16 protein-coding genes are annotated in these 23,144 nt (G+C 65.1%); 6 read left to right on the forward strand and 10 right to left on the reverse strand.

The window, feature by feature from the left end; all coding sequences use genetic code 11:
* Window positions 1–184 precede the first annotated feature (184 nt).
* Together ACX12D_RS11300 and ACX12D_RS11305 are read left to right on the forward strand one after the other, a co-directional pair.
* Complete coding sequence (locus tag ACX12D_RS11300) at window positions 185–2,935, forward strand: ATP-binding protein (protein WP_459371215.1); 2,751 nt, start codon at window positions 185–187, stop codon at window positions 2,933–2,935.
* Complete coding sequence (locus ACX12D_RS11305) at window positions 2,932–4,230, forward strand: EAL domain-containing response regulator (RefSeq protein ID WP_459371216.1); 1,299 nt, start codon at window positions 2,932–2,934, stop codon at window positions 4,228–4,230. The genes ACX12D_RS11300 and ACX12D_RS11305 overlap by 4 nt, the downstream gene beginning before the upstream one ends.
* A gap of 149 nt (window positions 4,231–4,379) precedes the next feature.
* On the opposite strand, the gene ACX12D_RS11310 is transcribed toward ACX12D_RS11305, so the two are convergent.
* The 4 genes from ACX12D_RS11310 to ACX12D_RS11325 form a co-directional block, all read right to left on the reverse strand.
* Complete coding sequence (locus ACX12D_RS11310; RefSeq protein WP_459371217.1) at window positions 4,380–5,642, reverse strand: serine hydrolase domain-containing protein; 1,263 nt, start codon at window positions 5,640–5,642, stop codon at window positions 4,380–4,382.
* 306 nt (window positions 5,643–5,948) lie between these two features.
* Complete coding sequence (locus ACX12D_RS11315) at window positions 5,949–6,938, reverse strand: Bug family tripartite tricarboxylate transporter substrate binding protein (protein ID WP_459371218.1); 990 nt, start codon at window positions 6,936–6,938, stop codon at window positions 5,949–5,951.
* 69 nt (window positions 6,939–7,007) lie between these two features.
* Window positions 7,008–8,162, reverse strand: coding sequence for a CaiB/BaiF CoA transferase family protein (locus ACX12D_RS11320; protein WP_459371219.1), 1,155 nt, complete (start codon window positions 8,160–8,162; stop codon window positions 7,008–7,010).
* Window positions 8,152–9,132 carry a hydroxymethylglutaryl-CoA lyase gene (locus ACX12D_RS11325; protein WP_459371220.1) on the reverse strand — a complete coding sequence of 327 codons (981 nt, stop codon included), beginning with the start codon at window positions 9,130–9,132 and terminating at the stop codon, window positions 8,152–8,154. Before ACX12D_RS11325 ends, ACX12D_RS11320 begins: the two co-directional genes overlap by 11 nt.
* A 285-nt stretch (window positions 9,133–9,417) precedes the next feature.
* Between ACX12D_RS11325 and ACX12D_RS11330 the strand changes: the two genes are divergently transcribed.
* The 3 genes from ACX12D_RS11330 (at window position 9,418) to ACX12D_RS11340 (ending at window position 14,461) form a co-directional block, all read left to right on the forward strand.
* Window positions 9,418–10,320, forward strand: coding sequence for a LysR family transcriptional regulator (locus tag ACX12D_RS11330; RefSeq protein ID WP_459371221.1), 903 nt, complete (start codon window positions 9,418–9,420; stop codon window positions 10,318–10,320).
* Between the two features lie 423 nt (window positions 10,321–10,743).
* Complete coding sequence (locus ACX12D_RS11335) at window positions 10,744–13,473, forward strand: UPF0182 family membrane protein (RefSeq protein WP_459371222.1); 2,730 nt, start codon at window positions 10,744–10,746, stop codon at window positions 13,471–13,473.
* A gap of 124 nt (window positions 13,474–13,597) precedes the next feature.
* Window positions 13,598–14,461, forward strand: coding sequence for a cytochrome c (locus ACX12D_RS11340; RefSeq protein ID WP_459371223.1), 864 nt, complete (start codon window positions 13,598–13,600; stop codon window positions 14,459–14,461).
* Between the two features lie 43 nt (window positions 14,462–14,504).
* On the opposite strand, the gene ACX12D_RS11345 is transcribed toward ACX12D_RS11340, so the two are convergent.
* The 5 genes from ACX12D_RS11345 to ACX12D_RS11365 form a co-directional block, all read right to left on the reverse strand.
* On the reverse strand, window positions 14,505–15,629 hold the full coding sequence (locus ACX12D_RS11345) for an AAA family ATPase (protein ID WP_459374001.1): 1,125 nt from the start codon (window positions 15,627–15,629) through the stop codon (window positions 14,505–14,507).
* A 77-nt stretch (window positions 15,630–15,706) separates the two neighbouring features.
* The gene (locus ACX12D_RS11350; RefSeq protein WP_459371224.1) at window positions 15,707–16,417 is read right to left on the reverse strand and encodes an RNA ligase family protein; all 711 of its coding nucleotides are present in this window, start codon (window positions 16,415–16,417) and stop codon (window positions 15,707–15,709) included.
* A gap of 467 nt (window positions 16,418–16,884) precedes the next feature.
* Complete coding sequence (locus ACX12D_RS11355) at window positions 16,885–17,283, reverse strand: OsmC family protein (RefSeq protein ID WP_459371225.1); 399 nt, start codon at window positions 17,281–17,283, stop codon at window positions 16,885–16,887.
* Window positions 17,284–17,440: 157 nt separating this feature from the next.
* Entirely contained in the window at window positions 17,441–19,087 is a 1,647-nt protein-coding gene (locus ACX12D_RS11360; RefSeq protein WP_459371226.1) for an NRAMP family divalent metal transporter, read from the reverse strand.
* Window positions 19,088–19,153: 66 nt separating this feature from the next.
* Entirely contained in the window at window positions 19,154–19,384 is a 231-nt protein-coding gene (locus ACX12D_RS11365; protein WP_459371227.1) for a hypothetical protein, read from the reverse strand.
* A 585-nt stretch (window positions 19,385–19,969) separates the two neighbouring features.
* On the opposite strand from ACX12D_RS11365, the gene ACX12D_RS11370 reads away from it, so the two are divergent.
* Entirely contained in the window at window positions 19,970–20,332 is a 363-nt protein-coding gene (locus ACX12D_RS11370; protein ID WP_459371228.1) for a hypothetical protein, read from the forward strand.
* Window positions 20,333–20,507: 175 nt separating this feature from the next.
* On the opposite strand, the gene clpB is transcribed toward ACX12D_RS11370, so the two are convergent.
* Window positions 20,508–23,096 carry an ATP-dependent chaperone ClpB gene (gene clpB, locus ACX12D_RS11375; protein WP_459371229.1) on the reverse strand — a complete coding sequence of 863 codons (2,589 nt, stop codon included), beginning with the start codon at window positions 23,094–23,096 and terminating at the stop codon, window positions 20,508–20,510.
* Window positions 23,097–23,144: the final 48 nt, after the last annotated feature.

Below are 23,144 nucleotides of genomic sequence, written 5' to 3' on the forward strand. Positions count from 1 at the left end.
CGCCATGCTGCCGCGCAGCATCCCCGCGGCAGGTTGCGGCGCGCTTCGGCCCCTTCCAGCGCAGCGCGCATGTCATTGCGCGAGGGGCGGATTCAGACAATAATCGGAGCGCCCGCTGCCAGCCATCCCGACCCGGATCGCACCCCCCCTCCCGGAGCCGCATCGCACCCGACGCCACCACGCCATGCGCATCAAACGAGAATATCAATCCTGGGTCGCGAACGAAACGCTGGAGGATTACGCGCTGCGCTATGCGGCACGCTCTTACCGGCGCTGGTCGCCGTTCACGCTGGCCAACACGGCCATCGGCGGCGTCTCCTTCCTGGCGCTGGAAGCCATCGGCGCCAGCGTCACGCTCAGCTTTGGCTTCCAGAACGCGTTCCCGGCCATCCTGCTGGTCTGCGCGCTGATCTTCCTGATCGGGCTGCCGGTGGCATACCACGCCAGCGTGGCCAACGTGGACATCGACCTGCTCACGCGCGGCGCGGGCTTCGGCTATGCCGGGTCCACCATCACCTCGCTGATCTACGCGTCCTTCACCTTTATCTTCTTCGCGCTGGAGTCGGCCATCCTGGCCCAGGCGCTCGCCATTGCCACCGGCCTGAACCTGACAGTGGGCTACCTGGTCTGCTCGCTGGTGATCGTGCCGATGGTGTTCTTCGGCGTCACGCTGATCAACAAGCTGCAGATGTGGACACAGCCACTGTGGGCGGTGCTGCTGGTGCTGCCCTTCGCCTACATCCTGCGCCACGATCCGGGCGTGCTGGCGCAATGGGCGGCATTCACCGGGCGCGACGCGGCCTCGCCGGCGTTCAATGTGCTCGCGTTTGGCGCCGCCACCGGCGTGCTGTTCTCGCTGATGGGCCAGATCGGCGAGCAGGTGGACTACCTGCGCTTCCTGCCCGACCGCACGCCACAGAACCGCTGGAGCTGGTGGAGCGCGCTGCTGCTGGCCGGCCCGGGCTGGATCGTGATCGGCGGCCTCAAGGTGCTGGCGGGCAGCCTGCTGGCGGTGCTCGCGCTGCAAGCCGGCGTGCCCGCCAGTCGCGCGATGGAGCCGATCCACATGTACGTGTGGGCATACGGGCAGGTATTCGATCGGCCCGAGGTGGTGCTCGCGGTGGCGATGCTGTTCGTGCTCGTGTCGCAGATCAAGATCAACGTGACCAATGCCTATGCGGGCTCACTGGCCTGGTCCAATGTGTTCGTGCGGCTGGCGCACTACCATCCGGGCCGCGTGGTCTGGCTGGTGTTCAACGTGCTGATCGCGCTGTTGCTCACCCTGCTGGGCATCTTCAGCACGCTGGAGGCCGTGCTGAGCGTGTATTCCAACCTGGTGATCGCCTGGCTCGGCGCCCTGGTCGCTGACCTTGTCGTGCTCAAGCCGCTGGGCATCAGCCCGCGGCACATCGAGTTCCGCCGGGCCTACCTGCATGCGTTCAACCCGGTGGGCTGCGGCGCCATGCTGATCGCCTCGCTCGCCGGCATCGGCGCTTACTCCGGCTTGCTTGGCGCGCTGGCGCAAGCCTATTGCGCCTTTATCGCGCTGGGCGCTTCGTTCGCCAGCGCCATCCTGATCGCCTATGCGACCCGCGGCCGGTACTACATCGCGCGGGAGGACCCGCATCCGCTCGACAAGCACACCGACGAGCCGATCCGCTGCTGCATCTGCGAGCGCGACTACGAAGCGCCGGACATGGCGCACTGCCCCTTCTATGCGGGGCCGATCTGCTCGCTGTGCTGCGGCCTGGACAACCATTGCCACGATGCCTGCAAGGCGCCCGGCACCGCCGCGCAAATGCAGGCCGCGCCGTGGCAAAGCAGTTTCCTGCGGATACTGCCGCCGCATTTCCTGCGCAGGCTGGCGCGCTTCCTCGGCCTGTTCGTGATTGCCGCGGCGGCCATGGGCGCCGTGTTCCTGCTCGCCTACCGGCTGATCGGCGAAGGCCATGCCGCCCACGCCGACGGCATCGGCGGCCTGCTGCTGCGCGTGTATTCGGCCACCCTGCCGCTGCTGGCTTTCGGCGCGTGGTGGATCGTGCTGTCACACGAAAGCCGCGAGCTGGCACAGGCGGAACTGATGGAGTCGCTGCGCCATCTCGAGTCCGCGCGCAAGAACCTGGTGGACGCGGAAAAGATGGCCTCTCTCGGCGGACTGGTCGCGGGTGTCGCGCACGAGATCAACACGCCGGTGGGCATCGCCGTCAGCGCCGCCTCCTACCTGCAGGACCGCACCAGCGCCACGCAGGCGCTGGTGGCAAGCAACAGGCTGGCACCAGAGGCGCTGCAGCGCTACCTGTCGGATGCCGCGCAATCCGCCCGTTTGCTGTTGTCCAACGCCAACCGCGCGGCGGAGCTGGTGCAGAGCTTCAAGCAGATGGCGGTCGACCAGACCAGCGAGAAACGGCGCGGCTTCGACCTCGGCGACTATATCCGCGAGACCGTGGTCAGCCTCGATCCGCGCCTGCGCGACACGCACGTGCAATTGCTGATCGACTGCCCGGCCGGCATCGCCATGAACGGCTACCCCGGCGCGATCGCGCAGATCCTCACCAACCTGGTCATGAACTCGCTGGTGCACGCATTCGGCAGCGGCGACACAGGCCCTGTGCGCGGCACCATCCGCATCGCCGCCCGGCTCGCCGCCGGTGACGAAGTCGTGATCCGCTACGCCGACGACGGCAGCGGCATTCCCGATGCCCTGCATGAGAAGATCTTCGAGCCCTTCTTTACCTCGCGCCGCGGCAAGGGTGGCAGCGGCCTGGGCCTGCATCTGGTCTACAACCTGGTGACCCAGCGCCTGGGCGGCACCATCGCCGTGGGCCATGCGGGGCGTGCCGAGGGCGGCGGCACCGTCTTCACCCTGCGCATGCCCCGCATCACGCCCTCGGCGAAGGCCACCATCCCGATCGTATCCACCAGGACTCTGCCATGAACGCCCCCTTGTCGATGCCCGCGTGGCAGGTCCTGCTGGTCGATGACGACCCCGACGTGCACGAGATCACGCGCCTGGTGCTGATGGACCTGACCTTCTCCGGGCGCAAGATCCAGTTCCACAGCGTCTATTCCGGCGAAGCCTGCAGGGCCCACCTCGCCGCTCACCCCGATACGGCGCTCGTGCTGCTCGATGTCGTGATGGAAACCGACGATGCCGGCCTGGCCACGGTGCGCTACATCCGCGAGCAACTGCGCAACCCCGACCTCCAGATCGTGCTGCGCACCGGGCATCCCGGCATGGCGCCGGAGCGCGAGGTGGTGACCGGCTACGAGATCAATGGCTACTTCCTCAAGACGGAGATGACCGCGCAAAAGCTGACCTCCGTCGTCATCGGCGGCCTGCGCGCGTACCAGTACGTAAAGGCTTTGCAGCAAGCCCATGCCCTGCCCCAGCCGGCCCCGCACACGCAAGGCGCGCCGTGCGCGCCTGGGCGCCCAGCCACCGAGGCAGGTAGCGGCGCGCAGATCGAAGCTGCCATAGAACAAGCGCTGCACAGCGGCCAGTACCGGCTGCAAGCCGTCTCCCAGTTCGACCTGGGCTCCGCCGCCATCGCGGCCATCGCGCTGCTGCCGGCGTGGCCGGGCCCCACCGGCTGGATGCCGCATGCCGAGATCGCCAACCACGTGCGCAGCCCAAGCCTCATTGGCGCGATCAATGCCGCGCTGCTGCGCCGCGCCTGCGAACTCGCGCTAGCCTGGCACACGGATCCGCAAGCCGCCCTATCCAGCCCGGCCCGCGTCAGCGTCCCCATCCTGCTGCCGCTCATGGCCGGCGCCGAGGAGTCCGAATTGCTGGCGTTGCCGGAACTGCTCCGCCAATACCTGCGCGAGACCGCCCAAGCCGGCAACGTGCTCGACCTGCAGTTGCCGGGCATCCTGCTGGGCACCGCCACCGAAGCCGCCCGCCTGGCCTGCGCCCGCATCCAGGAGCAAGGCGCATCCGTCACGCTGGCCGACGTTGGCAACACGCCCATCTCGCTGGCCAACCTGCAGCGCTTGCTGCCCGACCGGCTGCAGATTCCCCAGGACTACGTGCGTAACGTGGCAACCGATGCCAAGCGCGCTGCCATCGCGCGTGCCGTGATCGCGCTGGCGCACACGCTCGGCATGCAGGTACTGGCCAATGGCCTGGCCAGCTCGGAAGAGCTGCAGTTCTTCAAATGGGAGGGTTGCGACGTTGGGCAGGGGGACGTGCTGGGCAGCGTTCGGGAGGCCACGGAGTGGAAGGCTTGAGGCGGTCCGGGCGCGGTGGCGCCGGCGCCGCCATCCACGCATGACGCCTGCTATCCGAGGCAGGTCAAAGGCCAACGTTGCGCGCCGCGTGCAATTGACCTTGCCCGAGCCTGGACATACCGACTCAGGCTTCACGTCCCGTGTTGCGCTTAGCGTGCCGCGGCACCCGGCTCGGTGATGGCGCTGTAGACCAGCGTGCGCAACTGGCGGCGCACCGGGTAGGCGGACGAGGGCAAGAGCTGGGTCAGGAACAGTCCGATCAGGTCCTCCTGCGGATCGACCCAGAAGAAGGTGCTGGCCGCGCCGCCCCAGAAGAAGTCGCCGGCGCTGCCGGGAATCAACGTGGTCGCCGGCGTCACCGTCGTGGCGAAGCCGAGCCCGAAGCCAACACCATCATAGGTGGCTTCGCTGAACATGGAGCGCGACATGCGCGGCAGGTCCACCCCGCCCGGCAGATGGTTGGCGGTCATCAGCGCCAGGGTCTTCGGCCCCAGCAGGCGCACCCCATCCAGCTCACCGCCTTGCAACAGCATGCGTGCGAAGCGCATGTAGTCAGCCGCGGTGGACACCAGGCCGCCGCCGCCGGAGATGAAGCTGGGCGGCTTCAGGTAGGGGCTGGTGCGGGGATCGTCCTGCAGGACCGGCGCGCGCGCGGATACCACCTTCGAACCGAGCGAGCCGACGGCGTAGCAGGCGCAAAAGCGCGAGGCCTTGTCTTCCGGCACGTGGAAGGCAGTGTCGACCATGCCCAGCGGATCGAATATGCGTTCCTTCAGGAAGGTCTCGAAAGGAATTCCGCTGATCTTGCCGACAAGGTAGCCCAGCACGTCGGTGGCGACCGAGTAGTTCCAGGCCTCGCCCGGCGAGAACTCGAGCGGCAGCTTGGCCAGCTTCTCGATCATGTCGTCCAGCGTGCCGCCGGTGGCGAGTTCGCCCAGCATCTGCTTGCGGTAAGCGGCGTCGACGTTGGTGTTCTGCTGGAAACCATAGGTCAGGCCGGACGTGTGGCGCAGCAGGTCGACCACCAGCATCGGGCGCGCGGCCGGGCGCGTCTGGAAGCTCTCCATGAAGCCCCCGGCGTAGACGCCCAGGTTTTCCCATGCCGGGATGTACTTGCTGACCGGATCGTCCAGGGCGATCTTGCATTCCTCGACCAGCATCATGACCGCCACCGAGGTGATGGGCTTGCTCATCGAGTAGATGCGGAAGATCGAATCCTCGGCCAACGGCACCTGGCGCTCGCGGTCAGCCAGGCCCAGCACCGAGTTCAGGACCAACTCGCCGCGCCGCCACACCTGGATGAGGGTGCCGGGCAACTTGCCGGTCGCGACATAGGCGTCGTCGATGAACCGTTCGACCCGCCCAAGCCGCTCGCCGGACATCCCCTGCGTTTGCCTGCCTTGCATATCCATGTCTCCTCATTGTCATTGCATTGATGCCCGCACCGCCAGCGCATGGCCGGGGCAGCCTCCCGATGTCCCGAACCGGCAGGGCACGGCGATCTTGGTCGCGCCTACCGTGCCGACCCAAGGATACCGTAGGTGAAATGCCGGCTCGCCATCATGACATCGGCGCCTCCCCACGCCAAGCGGGCTGCACGGGCTGGGCAACGTTCGATGAAACCGGAGAGGCAGTGAACGCCACGGCGTGGGCCGGCGTCTACCGCACGGATTGCCTCGATGCACCGAACAATGCGATGCGCTATGCGGCCTCTACCCTTACTCCAGGGTCACATTGGCCTTCTTGACCAGGGCCGCATAGCGCGCCGCTTCGCTCTGGAAGAACTTCGCGGCGGCCTCCGGCGTGCCGGGATTGATCATGTTGCCCTGCTTCTTCATCGCTTCCAGCACGTCCGGGCTGGTGAATGCCTTGGCGAACAACGTGTTGAGGCGCTTGACCTCGGCCGGCGGCAGCCCTGCGGGACCCACCACGGCAAACCAGCCCTCGACCGCGTAGTTGGGCGGGCCCTGTTCGGCGATCGTGGGAATCTCCGGTGCGGCGGGTGAGCGCGTCGCGCCGCACAGTCCGATTGCACGTAGCATGCCGCTCTTCAGATGCGGCGCCACGGCATTCAAGGCCACGACACCCATCTCCACCTGGCCCGCGATCAGGTCGGTCATCATCGGCCCGGTGCCTTTGTAGGGCACATGGCGAGCCTTGACATGCGCCTCGTCGAGGAACATTTCAGCGGCGAGCTGCAAAATGGTGCCGTTGCCCGACGATGCATAGTTGAGCGAATCGGGCTTGGCCTTGAGCAAGGCAATGAGCTCCTGCACGTTCCTGGCGGGAACCTTGGGGTTGACCACCAGGACCAGCGACGTGAAGCCGATCACGCTGATGGGCGTGAAGTCCTTGATCGCGTCGAACGGCATCTTCTTGTACACGCTCGGGTTGATCACATGGTTGTTGGAGAACAGCCCCAGCGTGGTGCCATCGGGTGGCGCCTTGGCCACCACCGCCGCGCCGGTAATGCCGCCGGCGCCGGGAAGATTCTCGATCACCACCGGCTGGCCCAGGCTCTTGCCCAGCGAAGGCCCGGCAGCGCGTGCGATCGCGTCCACGCCCGAGCCAGCGCTGATCGGCAGGATCAGGCGCACCGGCCGGCCCGAGCCTTGGGCCAGCACGGTGCCGGCCGGCAAGGCAAGCGTGAGTGCGATCGCCGAAGCGGCCATGCCGAGCGCGGCCCGGCGCGAAAGGAGGAATGCCATGTCTGTCTCCGTATGTTTATCGTTCTAGTCCGCGTGGCCGTCCGAAGCCACGTGGCAAAGCGCGAAGCTTCAGTCCGGGATATGCGCGCCCAGGCCGGACAGGATTTCGTCGTTGTGCTCGCCAATGGCCGGCAGCGGCATGCGCACGCCAGGCCTGCGCCCGCCCATCAACAGCGGCAGCAGCACAACGTCCGTGGTGCCGCCGTCCTCGGTCTGCATCGGCACCAGGCCACCGCTTGCCTTGAGGTGCGGATCCTCCAGCAGTTGCTCCGGACGCATGATGGCCGCGTAGGGAATGCCCGCGGCTTCGAGCTTCGGCGAAAGCGCTTCCACGCGATGGTCCTTGAGAATCTCGCCCAGCCGCTCCAGCAATGCCGGACGGACCGCAACGCGCATGGCGTTGGTGGCAAGTGCCGGATCGGCCGCCAGGTCGGGACGTTGCAGCACGTCGCACAAGGTGTTGAACTGCTTGTCGCTGACGGCCCCGATGAAGAGCTGCTCGCCTTCGGCCAGCGTGAACACGTCGTAGACGCTCCAGGCGGACACGCGCGACGGCATCGGCGGCGGCGGCTCGCTGGTCATCGAGAACTGCTGCATATGCTGGGACGACAGGAACACGCAATTCTCGAACAGCGCGCTCTGCACTTCCTGTCCCTTGCCGGTGCGGTCGCGTTCCCGCAAGGCAGCCATCACGCCGATGGCGCCGAACATGCCGCCCATGATGTCGTTGACCGAGGTGCCGGCGCGCAGCGGGCGGCCCTTGGGCCCGGTCATGTAGGACAGGCCGCCCATCATCTGCACGACTTCGTCGAGCGCCAGGCGGTGTTCATAGGGCCCGGGCAGGAAGCCCTTGTGCGAGACGTAGATCAGCCTGGGAAACCTGGCGGACAGCGTGGCGTAGTCCAGCCCGCATTTCGCCATCAGCCCCGGGCGGAAGTTCTCCAGCAGCACGTCGCACTGGCCAGCCAGCTCCGCTGCCGTGGCCTGCCCTTGCGGGGTGGTGATATCGATGACGACGCTCTTCTTGTTGCGGTTGAACGAGCGGAAAAAGCCAATGCCAAGGCCGGGCAGGTTGCGGGTCTTGTCGCCACCGGGCGGCTCGACCTTGATGACTTCGGCGCCCAGGTCCGCGAGGATCATGCCGCAGGTCGGGCCCATCACCATATGCGTGAACTCAACCACGCGGACGCCGGCGAGCGGCAAGGAAGCATGTTCAGTGTGCATTGTTCTCTCTCAGGCGGAACGCCGCATCGGCAACTGACGCGGGAAATGTCTTGGGCAAGCCGGCGCGCCACAACGTGCCGTGCAGGGTTTCATGGGTCAGCCAGCCGGCCACGCGCTCGCGCAGCGCCAGCAGCCGGCCGATATCAATGCCGGTATCGAAGCCCATGCTGCCCAGCAGGTAGGCCAGGTCTTCCGTGGCGACATTGCCGCTGGCGCCGGGCGCGTGCGGGCAGCCGCCGATGCCGGCGAGGCAGGCATCGAAACGGGTCACCCCGGCTTCCAGGGCAGCATGGACATTGGCCAGGCCAAGCCCGCGCGTGTCGTGGAAGTGGCCGCACCAGAAACGGTCGCCGGCAATTGCCGTGGCGCGTTCGAACAGGCGGCGGACCATGGCGGGGTCGGCATAGCCCACCGTGTCGGCCAGGCTGACGCGATCCGCGCCGGCATCCAGCAGGGCCTGCATCAGGCGCAGCACCTCGTCCGAATCCACATGGCCCTGGATCGTGCAGCCGAAGGCCGTGCCCACGCCACCTTCGATCAATGTCTTGGAGCCGGCCGCGTCACGAGCGGCACGGATCCTCGCGACCTCAGCCACCACGTCGTCGGGTGTCTTGCGCAGGTTGGCCAGGCTATGCGCATGGCTGGCGGAAAGCGGCATCAGCATCAGGTCCGCGCCGCTGGCGATGGCGTTCTCCGCGCCTCGCAGGTTCGGCACCAGGACCGAGACGAACAGCCCCGGCAGCGACTTGGCAAAGTCCACGAGTTCCGCGGTATCGGCAAGTTGCGGCAACAGCTTCGCCGGGACGAAGGAGCCCACTTCGATCTCCCGCTGGCCTGCCGCGTAGGCCGCCTGGATCCACTCGCGCTTGGCGGAAGTCGGCAGGATGGTGGCGATGCTTTGCAGCCCGTCACGCAGCCCGACCTCGCGGATCACGGCTTGGCGCGGTGCCGATGGCGTGTGCGTTGTCATTGGATCTGTGTCCCCTCGGAGGTTGGTGCTTTGGTTTGGCCTATGCACTCTATGTTGTTCCGGCCTGAGCCAGAAGCGGTAATCAAGAAGCGCCAGCATTCCGGATTGGAACTTCTAAGCGAATCACCCCGATGCATGCCCAAGCCAGCGGCCCGCCAGCTGCCGCGCACGAGGTGCCAAGTGCCGCCGCTTGCGGCCATCCCGGGGAATTTCCGGTTATGACAAAAAACGTTAAGATAACCGCACTAAATTTCCAGATTGGAAATCCTCTGTTGAAGGCTCTCGATGCGTGATCTAGACCTCACCTCCCTGCGCCTGTTTGTTGCGGTTTGCGAGACACGCAACATGGCGCGCGCCGGCGAACAGCAGCACATCGTGGCTTCGGCCATCAGCAAGCGGCTGGCGCAACTGGAAGACACGGTGGGCGTCACGCTGTTCGAGCGGCGCAGGCGCGGCGTGATCCCGACCGCGGCGGGTGAGATCCTGCTTGAGCACGCTCGCGCCATGCTGGCCGCGGCTGATCGCGTGGAGCGCGACATGGCCGACTACGGCACCGGCGTCAAGGGGCAGGTCCGCTTGCTGGCCACCGTATCGTGCATGGCCGAGTCGCTGCCCGACGATATCGCGAGCTTCCTGCAAGTGCCCGCGCATCGGGACATCCGCGTCACCGTCGAGGAAAGCCTCAGCCGCGATCTCGTCCGCTCGTTGCGTGAAGGATCCGCATCGCTGGGTATCTGCTGGGATGCCGCGGATCTGGAAGGATTCCAGACCCGGCCCTATCGCAGCGATACCCTGGCGGCCATCGTGCATCCCGAGCACCCGCTCGCTAGCCAGGCGGATTGCACGTTCGAGCAAACGCTGGCGTTCGACCACATCGGGCTGCCCGGGCAGACGGCTGTGCACACCATGCTCGCGCGCGCCGCGGCCATCATCGGCAAGCCGATGGCGTACCGCGTGGTGGTTTCCTCGTTCGATGCGTCCCTGCGCTGCGTGCGCGCGAATCTGGGTCTTACCATCGTACCCCGCGAGGTGGTTGAGCCCATGTACGCCAGCTTTGGCGTACGGGTGATCCCGCTCACCGATCGCTGGGCGCAGCGCCGCTTCGCGATCTGCTTGCGCGACGAGGCAAGCCTCTCGCCGGCGGCAAGACTGCTGGTGGACTACCTGGAACAAAAGGCGGCAGGCTGACAGCCCGCCGGTCCTTCATCCCAGGCTTCATCTCAAGCTTCATCCCAGGCTTCAGCGCATGGCGTTGCGCAGTCGGCGCAGGCTGGATTCACGATGACAAGGCGTACAACAAACCGAGGGCCAGCAGGCATCCGGTCAGTTTCAGGTAGTACCCGCCACCGTGATGAAGTTGGCCTGTGCGTGGTGCATTGCGGCTGTGCGGCATCATGTTGCTCACCGGATTGGACAACCCACAGGTTAAGAACTCGTCCATGCAAATGGCGTAGAAAGCTATCAGCCAGGCATAAACAGCCCGTAAATGTCCATCAGCCGCCAGATGATTCCCCACCTACAATGAATTGTCGGGCGGGGCCGGCTTGGACCTTTGCCTTGTTGCGGGCAGCCGCAGGCCACGGATGACGGTCCGGCAAAGGAGCATGATCGATGCGCTCGCCAGGGATATCCGGCCTGCGCCTGAGGCGCATTGCCGCCAGGGTTGCGGTTGGCATCATCGGCCTGATCGTCATCGGCCGCCTCACCGGCATGCTGATCGACTGGCTGTGGTTTTCCTCCATCGGCTATGTCAGCGTTTTCTGGACGGTCCTTGTCACCAAGGTGCTTCTGTTTGCCGCCGTCTTCGCTGCGTCGGCGGGCGCGATCTGGGTATCGGGATCGCTGGCGCACCGCTATGCGAGCCCGCCTGGCTCCTGGAAGGCGGAGGTCTTGAGCGAGCTGGTCGGCGAAGTCGCGCCGCACCTGCCCTGGCACGCCGCCATCGCCGGTGCCGCCGTCCTCCTGGGCCTGCTCCTCGCCACCAGCGCAATCCCGGACTGGGACCTCGTGCTTCGCTACTTCAACCAGGTGCCCTTTGGCAAGGCCGATCCGATCTTCGGCAAGGACATCGGCTTCTATCTCTTCTCGCTGCCTGCCTATCTTGCACTGAGGAACTGGCTGCTACTGCTGCTGTGCTGCAGCGCGGCGGCCGCCGCCGTGGTGTACGGGATGCGCGGCGACATCGCCTGCATGCGCTCGCCGCGCGGGCTTTCGCCTGCGGCCGCCGTCCACGGCTCGGCCCTGCTGGGCTTGTTCTTCCTGCTGCAGGCCTGGTCCTACTGGCTCGACCGCTTTCTGCTGCTCTATGGGGACAACGGCGTGGTGGTGGGCGCCAGCTATACCGATATCCATGTGGGCCTGCCAGTCCTGTGGCCGCTGATCGGCCTGGCCACCGCGGCCGCAGCCGCTTCATGGGCCAATATGCGCTGGCGGGGCTATCGCATTCCTGCCGCCTCGGCACTGGCCGTGTTCGGCAGCGCATTGGTACTGGTGCTGATCTACCCGGCGCTGTTCCAGCGTTTCTATGTCAAGCCGAACGAACTGCAGCTGGAGACGCCCTATATCGCCCACAATATTGCGCTGACGCGCGACGCCTATGGCCTGGCGCAGATAGCGGTAAAGCCGTTTCCCGCCGACCAGAACCTGGATCTCGCCGCGCTGCAGGCCAATCGCCCGACCATCGACAATATCCGCCTGTGGGATCTGCAGCCGTTGCGGGATACCTACGCGCAGTTGCAGGAGATCAGGACCTATTACAAATTCCTGGCGACGGACATCGACCGCTACCGGTTCGACGCCCGTTACCAGCAGGTGATGCTCTCGGCGCGGGAGTTGGAACCGTCGCTGCTTCCTGCCAATGCCCAGACCTGGGTCAACCTGCATCTGCTGTTCACCCACGGCAATGGCGTCGTGATGTCGCCGGTCACGGAGAAATCCACGGAAGGCCTGCCTACGCTTTACCTGAAGGATATTCCGCCCGTCTCCAACGGCGGCCCGCGCATGGTTGAGCCGCGCCTGTACTTTGGTGAAGGCGGCAAGGGCTATGTGATCGTCAACGGCAACGCCCCCGAATTCGATTACCCCAAAGGCGATGAGAACGTCTATACGACCTATCACGGGCGCGACGGCATCGCGATCGGCAGCCTGGCGCTGCAGGCCCTCTTCGCCTGGCAATTCGACGATCCCAACATCCTGGTGACCAGCTACATCACGCCCGCGAGCCGAATCCTGCTTCATCGCAATATCCAGGACCGGGTGCGCACGATCGCCCCGTTCCTCAGCCTCGACCATGACCCCTACATTGTCGTGAGCGGCGGGCGGCTTTTCTGGATCCAGGATGCCTACACCACCAGCCGGTGGTTCCCGTACTCCCAGCCTGGCACCGGTGACGGCGACAATTACATCCGCAACGCGGTCAAGGTAGTGATCGATGCGTACGACGGGACTGCCGATTTCTACGTCAGCGATCCGGCCGATCCCGTCGTGCGGACGTACCAGCGCATCTTCCCGGGCCTGTTCAAGCCGCTGGGCGCGATGCCGCAAGACCTGCAGTTGCATATCCGCTACCCCGAAGACCTGTTCCTGATCCAGGCGCAGGTCTACCGCGCCTATCACATGGAAACGCCGGAAGTCTTCTACAACCGCGAGGATCTCTGGCAGTTCCCGCGCAAACAGGCCGACATCGATGCGGGCACCGGCCCTGGCTCGCCCATGACGCCCTACTACATGATCGTGCGGCTACCCGCGCAGCCGCGCGCCGAATTCGTGCTGATGCTGCCGATGGTGCCCAGCCAGCGCGAGAACATGATTGCGTGGCTGGCGGCGCGTTGCGATCCGCCTGACTACGGCAAGCTCGTCGTCTATGCCTTTCCCAAGGACAAGCTGGTCTATGGGCCATTCCAGATCGAGGCGCGCATCCAGCAAAACACCGAGATCTCGCAGCAGATTTCGCTGTGGAACCAGATGGGTTCGCGCGTCATCCGCGGCCACCTCCAGGTCGTGCCCATCGACAACTCGATTCTCTACGTCTCGCCGCTCTACTTGCGCGCGGAGTCCGGCCAGCTGCCCGAGCTGAAACGGGTGATCGCCGCCTATGGCGACCATGTGGTGATGGAGGAATCCTTGGGCGCGGCCCTGGCGGCGCTCTTCAAGGAAGCGGCCCCGGTGGCGGCCGCGCCCGGTGGCGCGCCAGACGGCCGCGCCCGCGAGGCACTCGCCCACTATGAGCGCGCCATGGAGCGATTGAAGGCAGGCGACTGGGGCGGCTTTGGCGCGGAACTCGATGCACTGAAGCCACTGCTCGAAGCGCTCGGCGCCAGGCGCGCCGATGCGCAGAAATGACGAACGATCATGCAAACGACCGCGCCGGCCGCCACGCCGGCGATAAAGCCGACGCGCGCTTGCAACGGCTAGAATGAGCGGCTACGACCGCCGCACAATGTTCGCTTGCTCTGGAGGAAGACCCATGAAAGCCTGGATCGCAATGGCCGTTGGCGCGCTTGGCTGCGCAATGGCGTTCCTGGCGGGTCCGGCTTGCGCCGCGGACACGGCGACGCTGACCATTGCCGCCGGTGCGCAACAGCGCAACTACACGCGGGATGCGCTGCTGAAAGACCGTCGCCTGACCGACGTGACGGTGGACGACGACAACCTGAAACGCCGCCTGACATTCAAGGCGATCCCCTTGGCCGCCTTGCTGCGCGGCATGCCGGTGACGGCCGACGCGAGCGCGACGACCGCAGCCAGCGATGGCTATGTCTCTCACCTGCCGACGCGCCTGTTGCTGGCCGAAAGCGCCGACGAGCCGCGCGCCTGGCTCGCGGTGGAAAATCCTGCCGCGCCGTGGCCGACGCTCAAGGGCCAGGACATCGGGCCGTTCCGCCTGATCTGGACAGTGCCGGCGGGCCGCGCCGCTTCCCTTGTCAACGAGAGCCTCTGGACGTACAGCATCGTGCGCATCGACATCACCACGCCGCCGGCGGAGCGCTTTGCGGCCATCCGGCCCGCCCCCGGCCTGCCGGCGGACGGCGCGGTCATGCGCGGCTTCGCGACATTCCAGCGCGTTTGCTTCTCGTGCCACTCCCTCAACCGGGTCGGCGACGCGCACCTTGGCCCCGACTTGAATGTGCCGCACAGCGCCGTCGATTATCTGGGCGACGACAAGCTGGCCACGCTGATCCGCGACCCGCAGTCGCTGCGCTGGTGGCCCAACGCGCGCATGTCGGCGATCGACGAAAAAACGCTGTCCGACGCGGATCTGAAGGACTTGCTGGCGTATCTGCATCACATGTCTGGACGCAAGGCGGCGGCGCCTGCGGCGGGTTCCTGAGCCCTGCTGCACCCGTGCCGGATGGCACGGTCCGGCATCCGGTTCAATTGGCGATGTGATAGATGACCGAGTGCGCCTCAACCGGCGACACCACCTCCCACCTGTGGAGCATTCTCCCGATGGCCGCGTTGGTCAGCGTGGTGTCGCGCTTGCGGTTGCGCGACAGGATGGTCTGCTCCGCGGCCTCCAGATAGACGACATTGACTTCGGCGCCGTACGCGAACAGCAAGTCGAGGGTTTTCGCGCGCATCTGCCGGCTCAGGTGCGTCGCGTTCCAGACGAACGGCCTGCCCTCGCGCAGCAGCGCTTTTGCCTGGTCGACGGCAAAGTGCATCGCCGCGCCCTCGTTCTTCCCGTACTTCAGCCCGAGGGCCTCGCGTGCGTCGTCAAACCCCACAACCGGCAGACCGGCGCAGCATGTCTTGATCCAGGTGCTCTTGCCTGTGGCCGGCAGGCCGCTCAGGACCGTCACGGTGGAGCCCGCCTCGCGGTGGTAAGCATAGTCCGGATGGACGTCTTCTCCCCGGAGGTAGCGCATCCGAGTCCAGCGGTCCGCGAAGGCGCGCGGCTGGCCGTAGCATCCCTCCTCGCGCGCCAGCTCGCGAAACAGCGCGATGTCGACCAGCACGTCTTCGCTGTCGGCGCAAACCCGCCCACGCATGTCGGCCTCGGCCAGCGCCGCCAGCTCGCGTATATCGAGTTCCAGCGACAGGCGCCGCACCACCATCTCCGCGGACTCGCCGGACCGGCTTCCCCGGATGGCATAGAACGGCAGCTGATGCACGTGGATCAGCCGGCAAACCGCTTCGCGCAAGGCAAAGGGCACACCGCTGCGCCACAGCAGCACGCGGGCATCGACAGCGCCGCGCGCCGAGTGGCCCGGCTGGCCAATCGCCCCGGTTTGCGGGTCTACCCGCGTGGTGGCGGGCTTTGCGATGTCGTGCAGCAGCGCCGCATGGAACAGGACGAAACGGCGCTCGGGCGTGGCCATCGCATAGTCATCCAGCCCCACCAGGGACTGGACCACCAGCTTTGTATGGGTCCAGACGTCGCCCTCCGCGTGATAGCGCGGATCCTGCGGCGTGCGGCGCAACGGCTCCAGGCATGGGAGTGCCGCCATCAAGGCCTGCCAGTCCGGGTCAACGCCCGGGGCAGGCACAAGTGCCATCAGGCTCGCGTAGGCAGACGCCCGCAGCACGGATGCCGTGCGCAGCGATTGCAGGTTCGCTGCGGTCAACAGCTCGGTCATTTCCATTGCGGCTCTCCTGCGTGTTCACGCATGTGGTTCTGCTCGAACGCGTGGTTGTGCATCCAGTGCGCGTCCGTCTGCACATGCCCGCTGCGCACGAACTTCGCCACGCAGCGTTTGAAACCGGCATAGGGAAACTCGCCCGCGATCCGGACCACATAGCCCTCCATCCGCTCGCGCTCACGTTCGCGCCAGAGGGCCTGGATCGCCGCGGCGTCGAACACGCCGTCGTAAAGCACCGGCACCGGCTCGATACCGAGCAGGGCAAACCACTCCAGCGTTTCATCCCAACCGAGGCATACGTTGCGCGCGTTCCAGATCGAGAACCCAAGGAAGAACGAGGCCAGCTCCCGGTAACGGATCGAATGCGTGGCGAACAGGTTCTCGCCGCAGACGCGCCAACGCTGCGGGATATCCATGCGCATCGCGCCCCAGAATCCCTTGAGCCAGTCACGGCTTGGATGATGGCGGCTGTCCAGGCTCCTGGCGTGCATGCCCGTGCGGTAGAGCGAGGTGTTTTCTCCGTCCATCTTGGACGTGACAATCACACGGCAGCCCTGGAAGGCATCCAGGGACTCGATCCTCCGGTCATCGTCGCTAAGTCCTGGCGACCACGGCAAATGCGGCGTGCGCGGATATTTCACGCGATCGGCAACCGGGTCGGCAGGGTTGGTTTCCCGAAGCACTTCGGGTTGTTGCATAGTCATTTCGAACTCCAGAAGACATTGGAGCCGACGATGGGATGGCGCGTGGCGGTATTGGTGGTGCCGGCAGGCAACTCAGGCCTGGGACAGCGTAAGCGCTTGAGGCAAGCACAGCAGGCGAAGAGCGCGGGCGCGCCATCGGCACTCTGCGTGTGCAGGTGTCGTCGGCATCAGAGGGTGATGGCGAACATGCGGGGCACTTTGCTCTCCAGGAACAAGGGGGGAACGATCAGCAGCACAGGCGCTGCAGGTGCCGGATATTACACAGGCGGCGCGGCTGCGTAAATCGTGCGTTGTTCGCTTTCCACACCACGCACGCCCGGACCTGCGGCCCGATTGGCGCTTTGCAGCGGGGACAGTCGTTCATGTTTTGCGCAGGCTCGTATAGGTATCTCTTGCCGATGATGCCGCGATTGGCCGTGCGGCTACGCACGCAGGCAACCGCCGGCACGTGTCTTCTGGTCCTTACACTACTGGAAAATCGTTTCTATGCTGGTGGTGCCTTTCAAGAACAATGTCACTGGCGTTTGCTCACAGACTTTAGCGAGCTGGGCACGTTCAGCTTCACCGAGTTCGCTGCCCACCGCGACCTCTCTGAGGATGAAGCGCACGTGGCCGAGTGTCTCGAACGTGGCATAGACGCGTATCTGTCCAAGGTCCCACTTCTTATGCTCCGCAAACATCTTCAATGTGGTTGCGGTGCACGCGACGAGCCCGGAAAGGATGAACGCAAAAGGCTCGGGGCCACGGTCCCCGCCTCCACGCGTCGCCGATTCGTCGCCAGTGAGAACGTGCGTGTCTACCTGCAGATTAACTAGATAGTTGGGGGCGCCGGCTTCAATCGTGGCGATTGCTTGCGTGGTATGCATAGCCTATCTCCCAAAAGCATCATTGCGCATTTCTTGTGGGCTGTGGCATTCCAATAGGATGCGCCCGGTTTCGCCAGTAGTCCATGGGCAGGCATCGCCAGGCCCAAAGAGCGCGTAGCCGTGACGCACCTTCGCGGAAATCGCACCACCAGTCGCACTATGCTGTTACCAGCGTGACAATACGCACGAGTACCAACCCAGCCGCGACAAGCAGATAACCGCGCAAGGCTAGCATCCATGTGCGATTCAGCAGGGTGAGTTTTAGCGCCGGTAGCTCGGCTAGCGGCGGCATCGCCCACGCTGCCTTGTCGGTCACCGATGGTGGCGCCGATGGCAGTGGCATGAAGAGACGGCGCTTCTCATAGAGCATCACAAAGAGAGAGAGCACCAGCGCGAGGACCGTTCCGCCTAGCAGGATGCCCAGAATCTCCCGCTCGCCCATCTGCGGGAACAGGACCGATGCCGTCAGGATGATGGAGAGCATGACGAGGCCTGCCACCACCGTTCCCGTGAACAGGTTTGTCCAGCGCCCATTCACCCACGGTCCAAGGACAGCCTTGTCATTGCAAAGCAACAGCAGGAATACCGTGGCACTGGGCAAGAGAATGCCAGCCAATGACTGGACCGCGTTGGTTAGCAGCCCAAGCGGCATTCCTGGCGTCAGTACCAGTCCTGCCGCCAGCATGGTCAAGCCGAAGTAGACCGCATAGAAGCCTTTGGCTTCAGTTGGCTTGCGGTGCAGGGAATGGCGCACGGCAAAGACATCCCCCAGCGCATACGCCGTTGACAGGGAGACGGCGCAGGCGCCAATGATGCTTGCGTCCAGCAAGGCGATGGCGAACAAGACGCCGCTCAGCCGTCCCGAATGTTTCTCGAGCCCGACCGCCGTGCCAAGCGCATCGGTGTAGTTGCCAAATTCCGCCGTGCCGCGGAACGCTTCGGCGCTGAAGGCAATCATGGCCACTGCGCCAGCAATGACGAGCGCAATGCCCAGCCAGAGGTCAGCCTTCTCATAGCGAATGAAGCGTGTCGTAATCCGCTTGTCGATGACGTAGCTCTGCTGGAAAAAGAGTTGCCACGGTGCCACGGTAGTGCCGGCGATAGCGATGATGAGCAGCATGACCTCGCTGAGCGGCGCATGCGCAGGCATTGCGGGTGCAAAAAAATCCCGGGCGACCTGGCCCAGGGGCGGATGGACAAGGAGGAAGACAGGAATCAGTGTGAGGCTCCCGACCACGAGTCCCATGGCGAACCGCTCAAAGCGCCGAAAATCTCCGGTCGAGGCGGCCAGCATCACCAGCAGCGCCGAAGCGCACACGCCCCAGTGACGGGGGATACCCAGGTACTCCAGCGCGAGGCTGATGCCGATGAACTCGGTCACCAGCGTCAGCGCATTGACAAGAAACAGGTCAATGACGCTGAAGCTGCCCCATAGCTTGCCAAAGCGCTCAAAGATGAGGCGCGCATGGCCCACCCGGGCCACGGTGCCAAGCCGCACCACCATCTCCTGATTGACGTAGAGCACGGGTATCAACAACAGGAGCGTCCACAACAATGTCGTACCGTAGTTTTGCCCCGCCTGCGTGTAGGTGCCAAAGGCGCCGGCGTCGTTGTCCCCGACCATGACAATGAGGCCGGGGCCAACAATGGCGAGCAGAGTGCTGAATCTCTGGCGCCATCCAGTGCGAGGGCCGGTGTCGTGCTGGGCGATGGTGCCCAGCGCGCCTCGAATGTCGCCAACGTGCGCCTCATCAAGCCCGCCATGTTGTGGTGGCCCTGCCAATTCCGTCGTAAGGTTTGCCATTTTGTTCTCCTCGCGGTCTTTGTATGTGCTCTTTCGTCATAGCGGCATTGAGGCGTGCAAAGGCAGTTACCAGAGCGTCCGAGATAACCGGATGGCGGCGTCGGCAAATTCCCGGTTGGTCCGTGGCGCATGTGCGTCCCGATTCCGCAAATCCAGGTCTTTTGTTGGCGCCATGCTGGCGGTGCCTGGTTCAATCCGGTGCAGGAATGGGGATGCCAGCCGCGCGGCGAGGGCCGTGAGGGCGGAGAGGGCGGTGAGGGCGGTCATCCAGCTGGATGGCATGAGAATCTTACGCATGCTTGACTCCTCGCCGCCCTGTAGCGCGGTTCGCAGGACAGCACGGCGCCAGACGGTTCTGGCGAGATAACACAAAGGAGCGGAGCTGGCCGAATGGCCGGATGACACCGCTGCCTTACCTGTCAGGCAAGACAGCGGTCGGAGAACGACTGATGGCTTGCCTAGAAACGATACAAAGGTCGACTAGAACAACTGTCCACTTGAATCCCTCTTTCGGGTCGCAAAGCCAAGCCCGGGTCGCCTGAAGGAGCGCGAACCCGCACTTAAGGTTTGACGTCTATGGCGTCTCAAAATTCCCCATGGAATTGCATGCCCACGAATTTCGCCGGACCCCGGCCACGGTTGTAGCCGGGGTTCTGGATAAGCTGAAAACCGGGACTCAGCATCTTCCGGCGGGTGGAAAGCAAATCGGCCTCAGACGCTTGCGTCAGGGAGCTGATGCCCCTGTGCCGCCTCACCAACGAGCGCTCGGCCTGATGCCCCCTTGCGTCCGGTACGCCGTGAAATATCGTTACAGTTGTAATCCCCGGCAGTGCGGCGGCATGGCTAGAGTCAGCTTATTGCGACTGCAAGAAGAGGATCGACATGCAGCAAGGTAACTTCTACGCGCTGGGGCTTGGCGCATTTGTCCTGGCGCTCGCCCAGCCCGCATTGGCACGCGTCGATGTGGACCTGAACGTCGGCGTGCCTGCGCCGGTGGTGGTAGCGCCGGCCTACCCCGCGCCCGTGTATCAAGCGCCGCCCGCTTATCCCGCGCCCCCGCCGCCCGCGGCCTATCCTGCGCCGGCTCCGGTCTATGGGCCGCCTCCCGGGTATGTCGGATATGGGCCGCCAGTGGTAGTGGCGCCGGCGGTGGTGATCGGTTGGCACGGTGAGCGCTACTGGGATGGAAGGCGCTGGTGGGGCCGCCGCGACTGGTATGCCTACCATCACCCCTACCGGCGCTGACAAGCGGATGTCCGGGATGCGCGTGATGCGTGTGATGCGTGTGATGCGTGTGATGCAGACGTGACCTGAGGGTGGCGCGGATGCAACGGCCCGGCCCGCATTTTATTAACGTTGATTACAAAGAAAAACCGCCCCGGCAAAGGGGCGGTTTTCCGTTTTGGCGTGATGCCGTGCCTCAGTGGCCTTTCGGGCCGAAGGTGTACTCCCCATCGTGGTAATCCACCGGCACCACATCCTTGGCGGCGAACTTGCCTTCGAGGATGAGGCGCGCCACTGGGTTCTCGATCTGTTGCTGGATCGCGCGCTTGAGCGGACGCGCCCCGAACACCGGATCGTAGCCAGCACTGGCGATCTTGGCGAGCGCTGCCTCGCTCACCTCCAGCGTCATGTCCATGCGCGCCAGCCGTGCCGTCAACCGCTCCAGCTGGATGCGGGCGATCGACTCGATATGCTGCTGGTCGAGCGAATGGAACACCACCACCTCGTCGATACGGTTCAGGAACTCGGGCCGGAAATGCGTCTTCACTTCCTGCCATACCGCGCCCTTGACCGCTTCGTGCGGCTCGCCGGCCATCGCCTGGATGATGTGCGAGCCCAGGTTCGAGGTCATCACGATCACCGTGTTCTTGAAGTCCACCGTGCGGCCCTGGCCGTCGGTCAGGCGGCCATCGTCCAGCACTTGCAGCAGCACGTTGAAGACGTCCGGGTGGGCCTTCTCGACTTCGTCGAGCAGGATCACGCTGTACGGCTTGCGGCGCACGGCCTCGGTCAGGTAACCGCCCTCTTCATAGCCCACGTATCCCGGCGGCGCGCCGATCAGCCGGCTCACGCTGTGCTTCTCCATGAACTCGCTCATGTCGATGCGGATCAGGTGGTCCTGCGAATCGAACAGGAACTCGGCCAGCGCCTTGCACAGCTCGGTCTTGCCCACGCCGGTGGGGCCGAGGAACAGGAACGAGCCGTAGGGCTTGTTCTCGTCCGACAGGCCGGCACGCGAGCGCCGGATGGCGTCCGACACCAGGCGCACGGCCTCGTCCTGGCCCACTACGCGGCGGTGCAGGTAGTCCTCCATCTGGATCAGCTTCTCGCGCTCGCCCTGCATCATCCGGGACACCGGGATGCCGGTCGCGCGGCTTACCACTTCGGCGATCTCCTCGGCGCCCACCTGCGTGCGCAGCAGCTTGTTGGGCTGCTTCTGCTCGCTGGCTTCGGCAACCGTGGCGGCCTTGAGCTTGCCTTCCAGTTCAGGCAGCTTGCCGTACTGCAGCTCAGCCACTTTGTCGAGCTTGCCTTCGCGCTGCAGGCGCGTGATCTCCAGGCGGATCTTGTCGATCTCCTCCTTGAGCGCGGCCGCGCCCTGGGCGGCACCCTTCTCGGCCTTCCAGATCTCTTCGAGGTCGGCGTATTCCTTCTCCAGGCGGCCGATTTCCTGCTCGATCAGTTCGAGCCGCTTCTTCGACGCCTCATCGGTTTCCCGCTTGACGGCCTCGCGCTCGATCTTGAGCTGGATGGTGCGGCGCTCGAGCTTGTCCATCACCTCCGGCTTGGAGTCGATTTCCATCTTGATGCGCGCACCGGCTTCGTCGATCAGGTCGATGGCCTTGTCGGGCAGGAAGCGGTCGGTGATATAGCGATGCGACAGCTCCGCCGCCGCGACGATGGCCGGGTCGGTGATTTCCACGCCGTGGTGCAGCTCGTACTTCTCTTGCAAGCCGCGCAGGATGGCGATGGTGGCCTCCACGCTGGGTTCGTCGACCAGCACCTTCTGGAAGCGGCGCTCCAGCGCGGCGTCCTTCTCGATGTACTTGCGGTACTCGTCCAGCGTGGTGGCGCCGATGCAATGCAGCTCACCGCGCGCGAGAGCCGGCTTGAGCATGTTGCCGGCGTCGATGGCGCCCTCGGCCTTGCCGGCGCCGACCATGGTGTGTAGCTCATCGATAAAGACGATGGTCTGCCCTTCGTCCTTGGCGATGTCCGACAGCACGGCCTTGAGGCGTTCCTCGAACTCGCCGCGGTACTTGGCGCCGGCCAGCAGCCCCGCCATGTCGAGCACCAGCACGCGCTTGCTCTTGAGGCTTTCCGGCACTTCGCCGTTGACGATGCGCTGGGCCAGGCCTTCCACGATGGCGGTCTTGCCCACGCCCGGCTCGCCGATCAGCACGGGATTGTTCTTGGTGCGGCGCTGCAGGATCTGGATGGTGCGGCGGATTTCGTCGTCACGGCCGATCACCGGGTCGAGCTTGCCGATGCGGGCGCGCTCGGTGAGGTCCACGGTGTACTTCTTCAGCGCTTCGCGCTGGGTTTCGGCATCGGCGCTGTTGACCGAATCGCCACCGCGCACGGCTTCGATGGCGGTCTCGAGCGATTTGCGCGAGAGGCCGTTTTCACGCGCGATGCGGCCGGCCTCGCCCTTGTCATCGGCCACCGCGAGCAGGAACAGCTCGCTGGCGATGAACTGGTCGCCGCGCTTGATGGCCTCTTTCTCGGTGGCGTTGAACAGCGCGCTGAGTTCGCGCCCGACCTGGACCTCGCTGGTGCCCTGCACCTGCGGCAGGCGCTTGATGGCAGCATCCAGCGCGGTGGTCAGGCCGCCGACGTTGACGCCGGCACGCGCCAGCAGCGCGCGGGCGGCGCCGTCGTTCTGCGCCAGCAAGGCGCGCAGCACGTGCAGCGGGTCGATGTATTGGTTGTCGTTGCCGATCGCCAGGCTCTGGGCATCGGCCAGCGCTTCCTGGAATCGGGTAGTCAGTTTGTCAAGTCGCATATAGGAGCCCTCTTTTTCGGATGAGTGCCCGATGCGGTAGGCAGGGTG

It is taken from the genome of Cupriavidus sp. PET2-C1 (genome assembly GCF_054515855.1).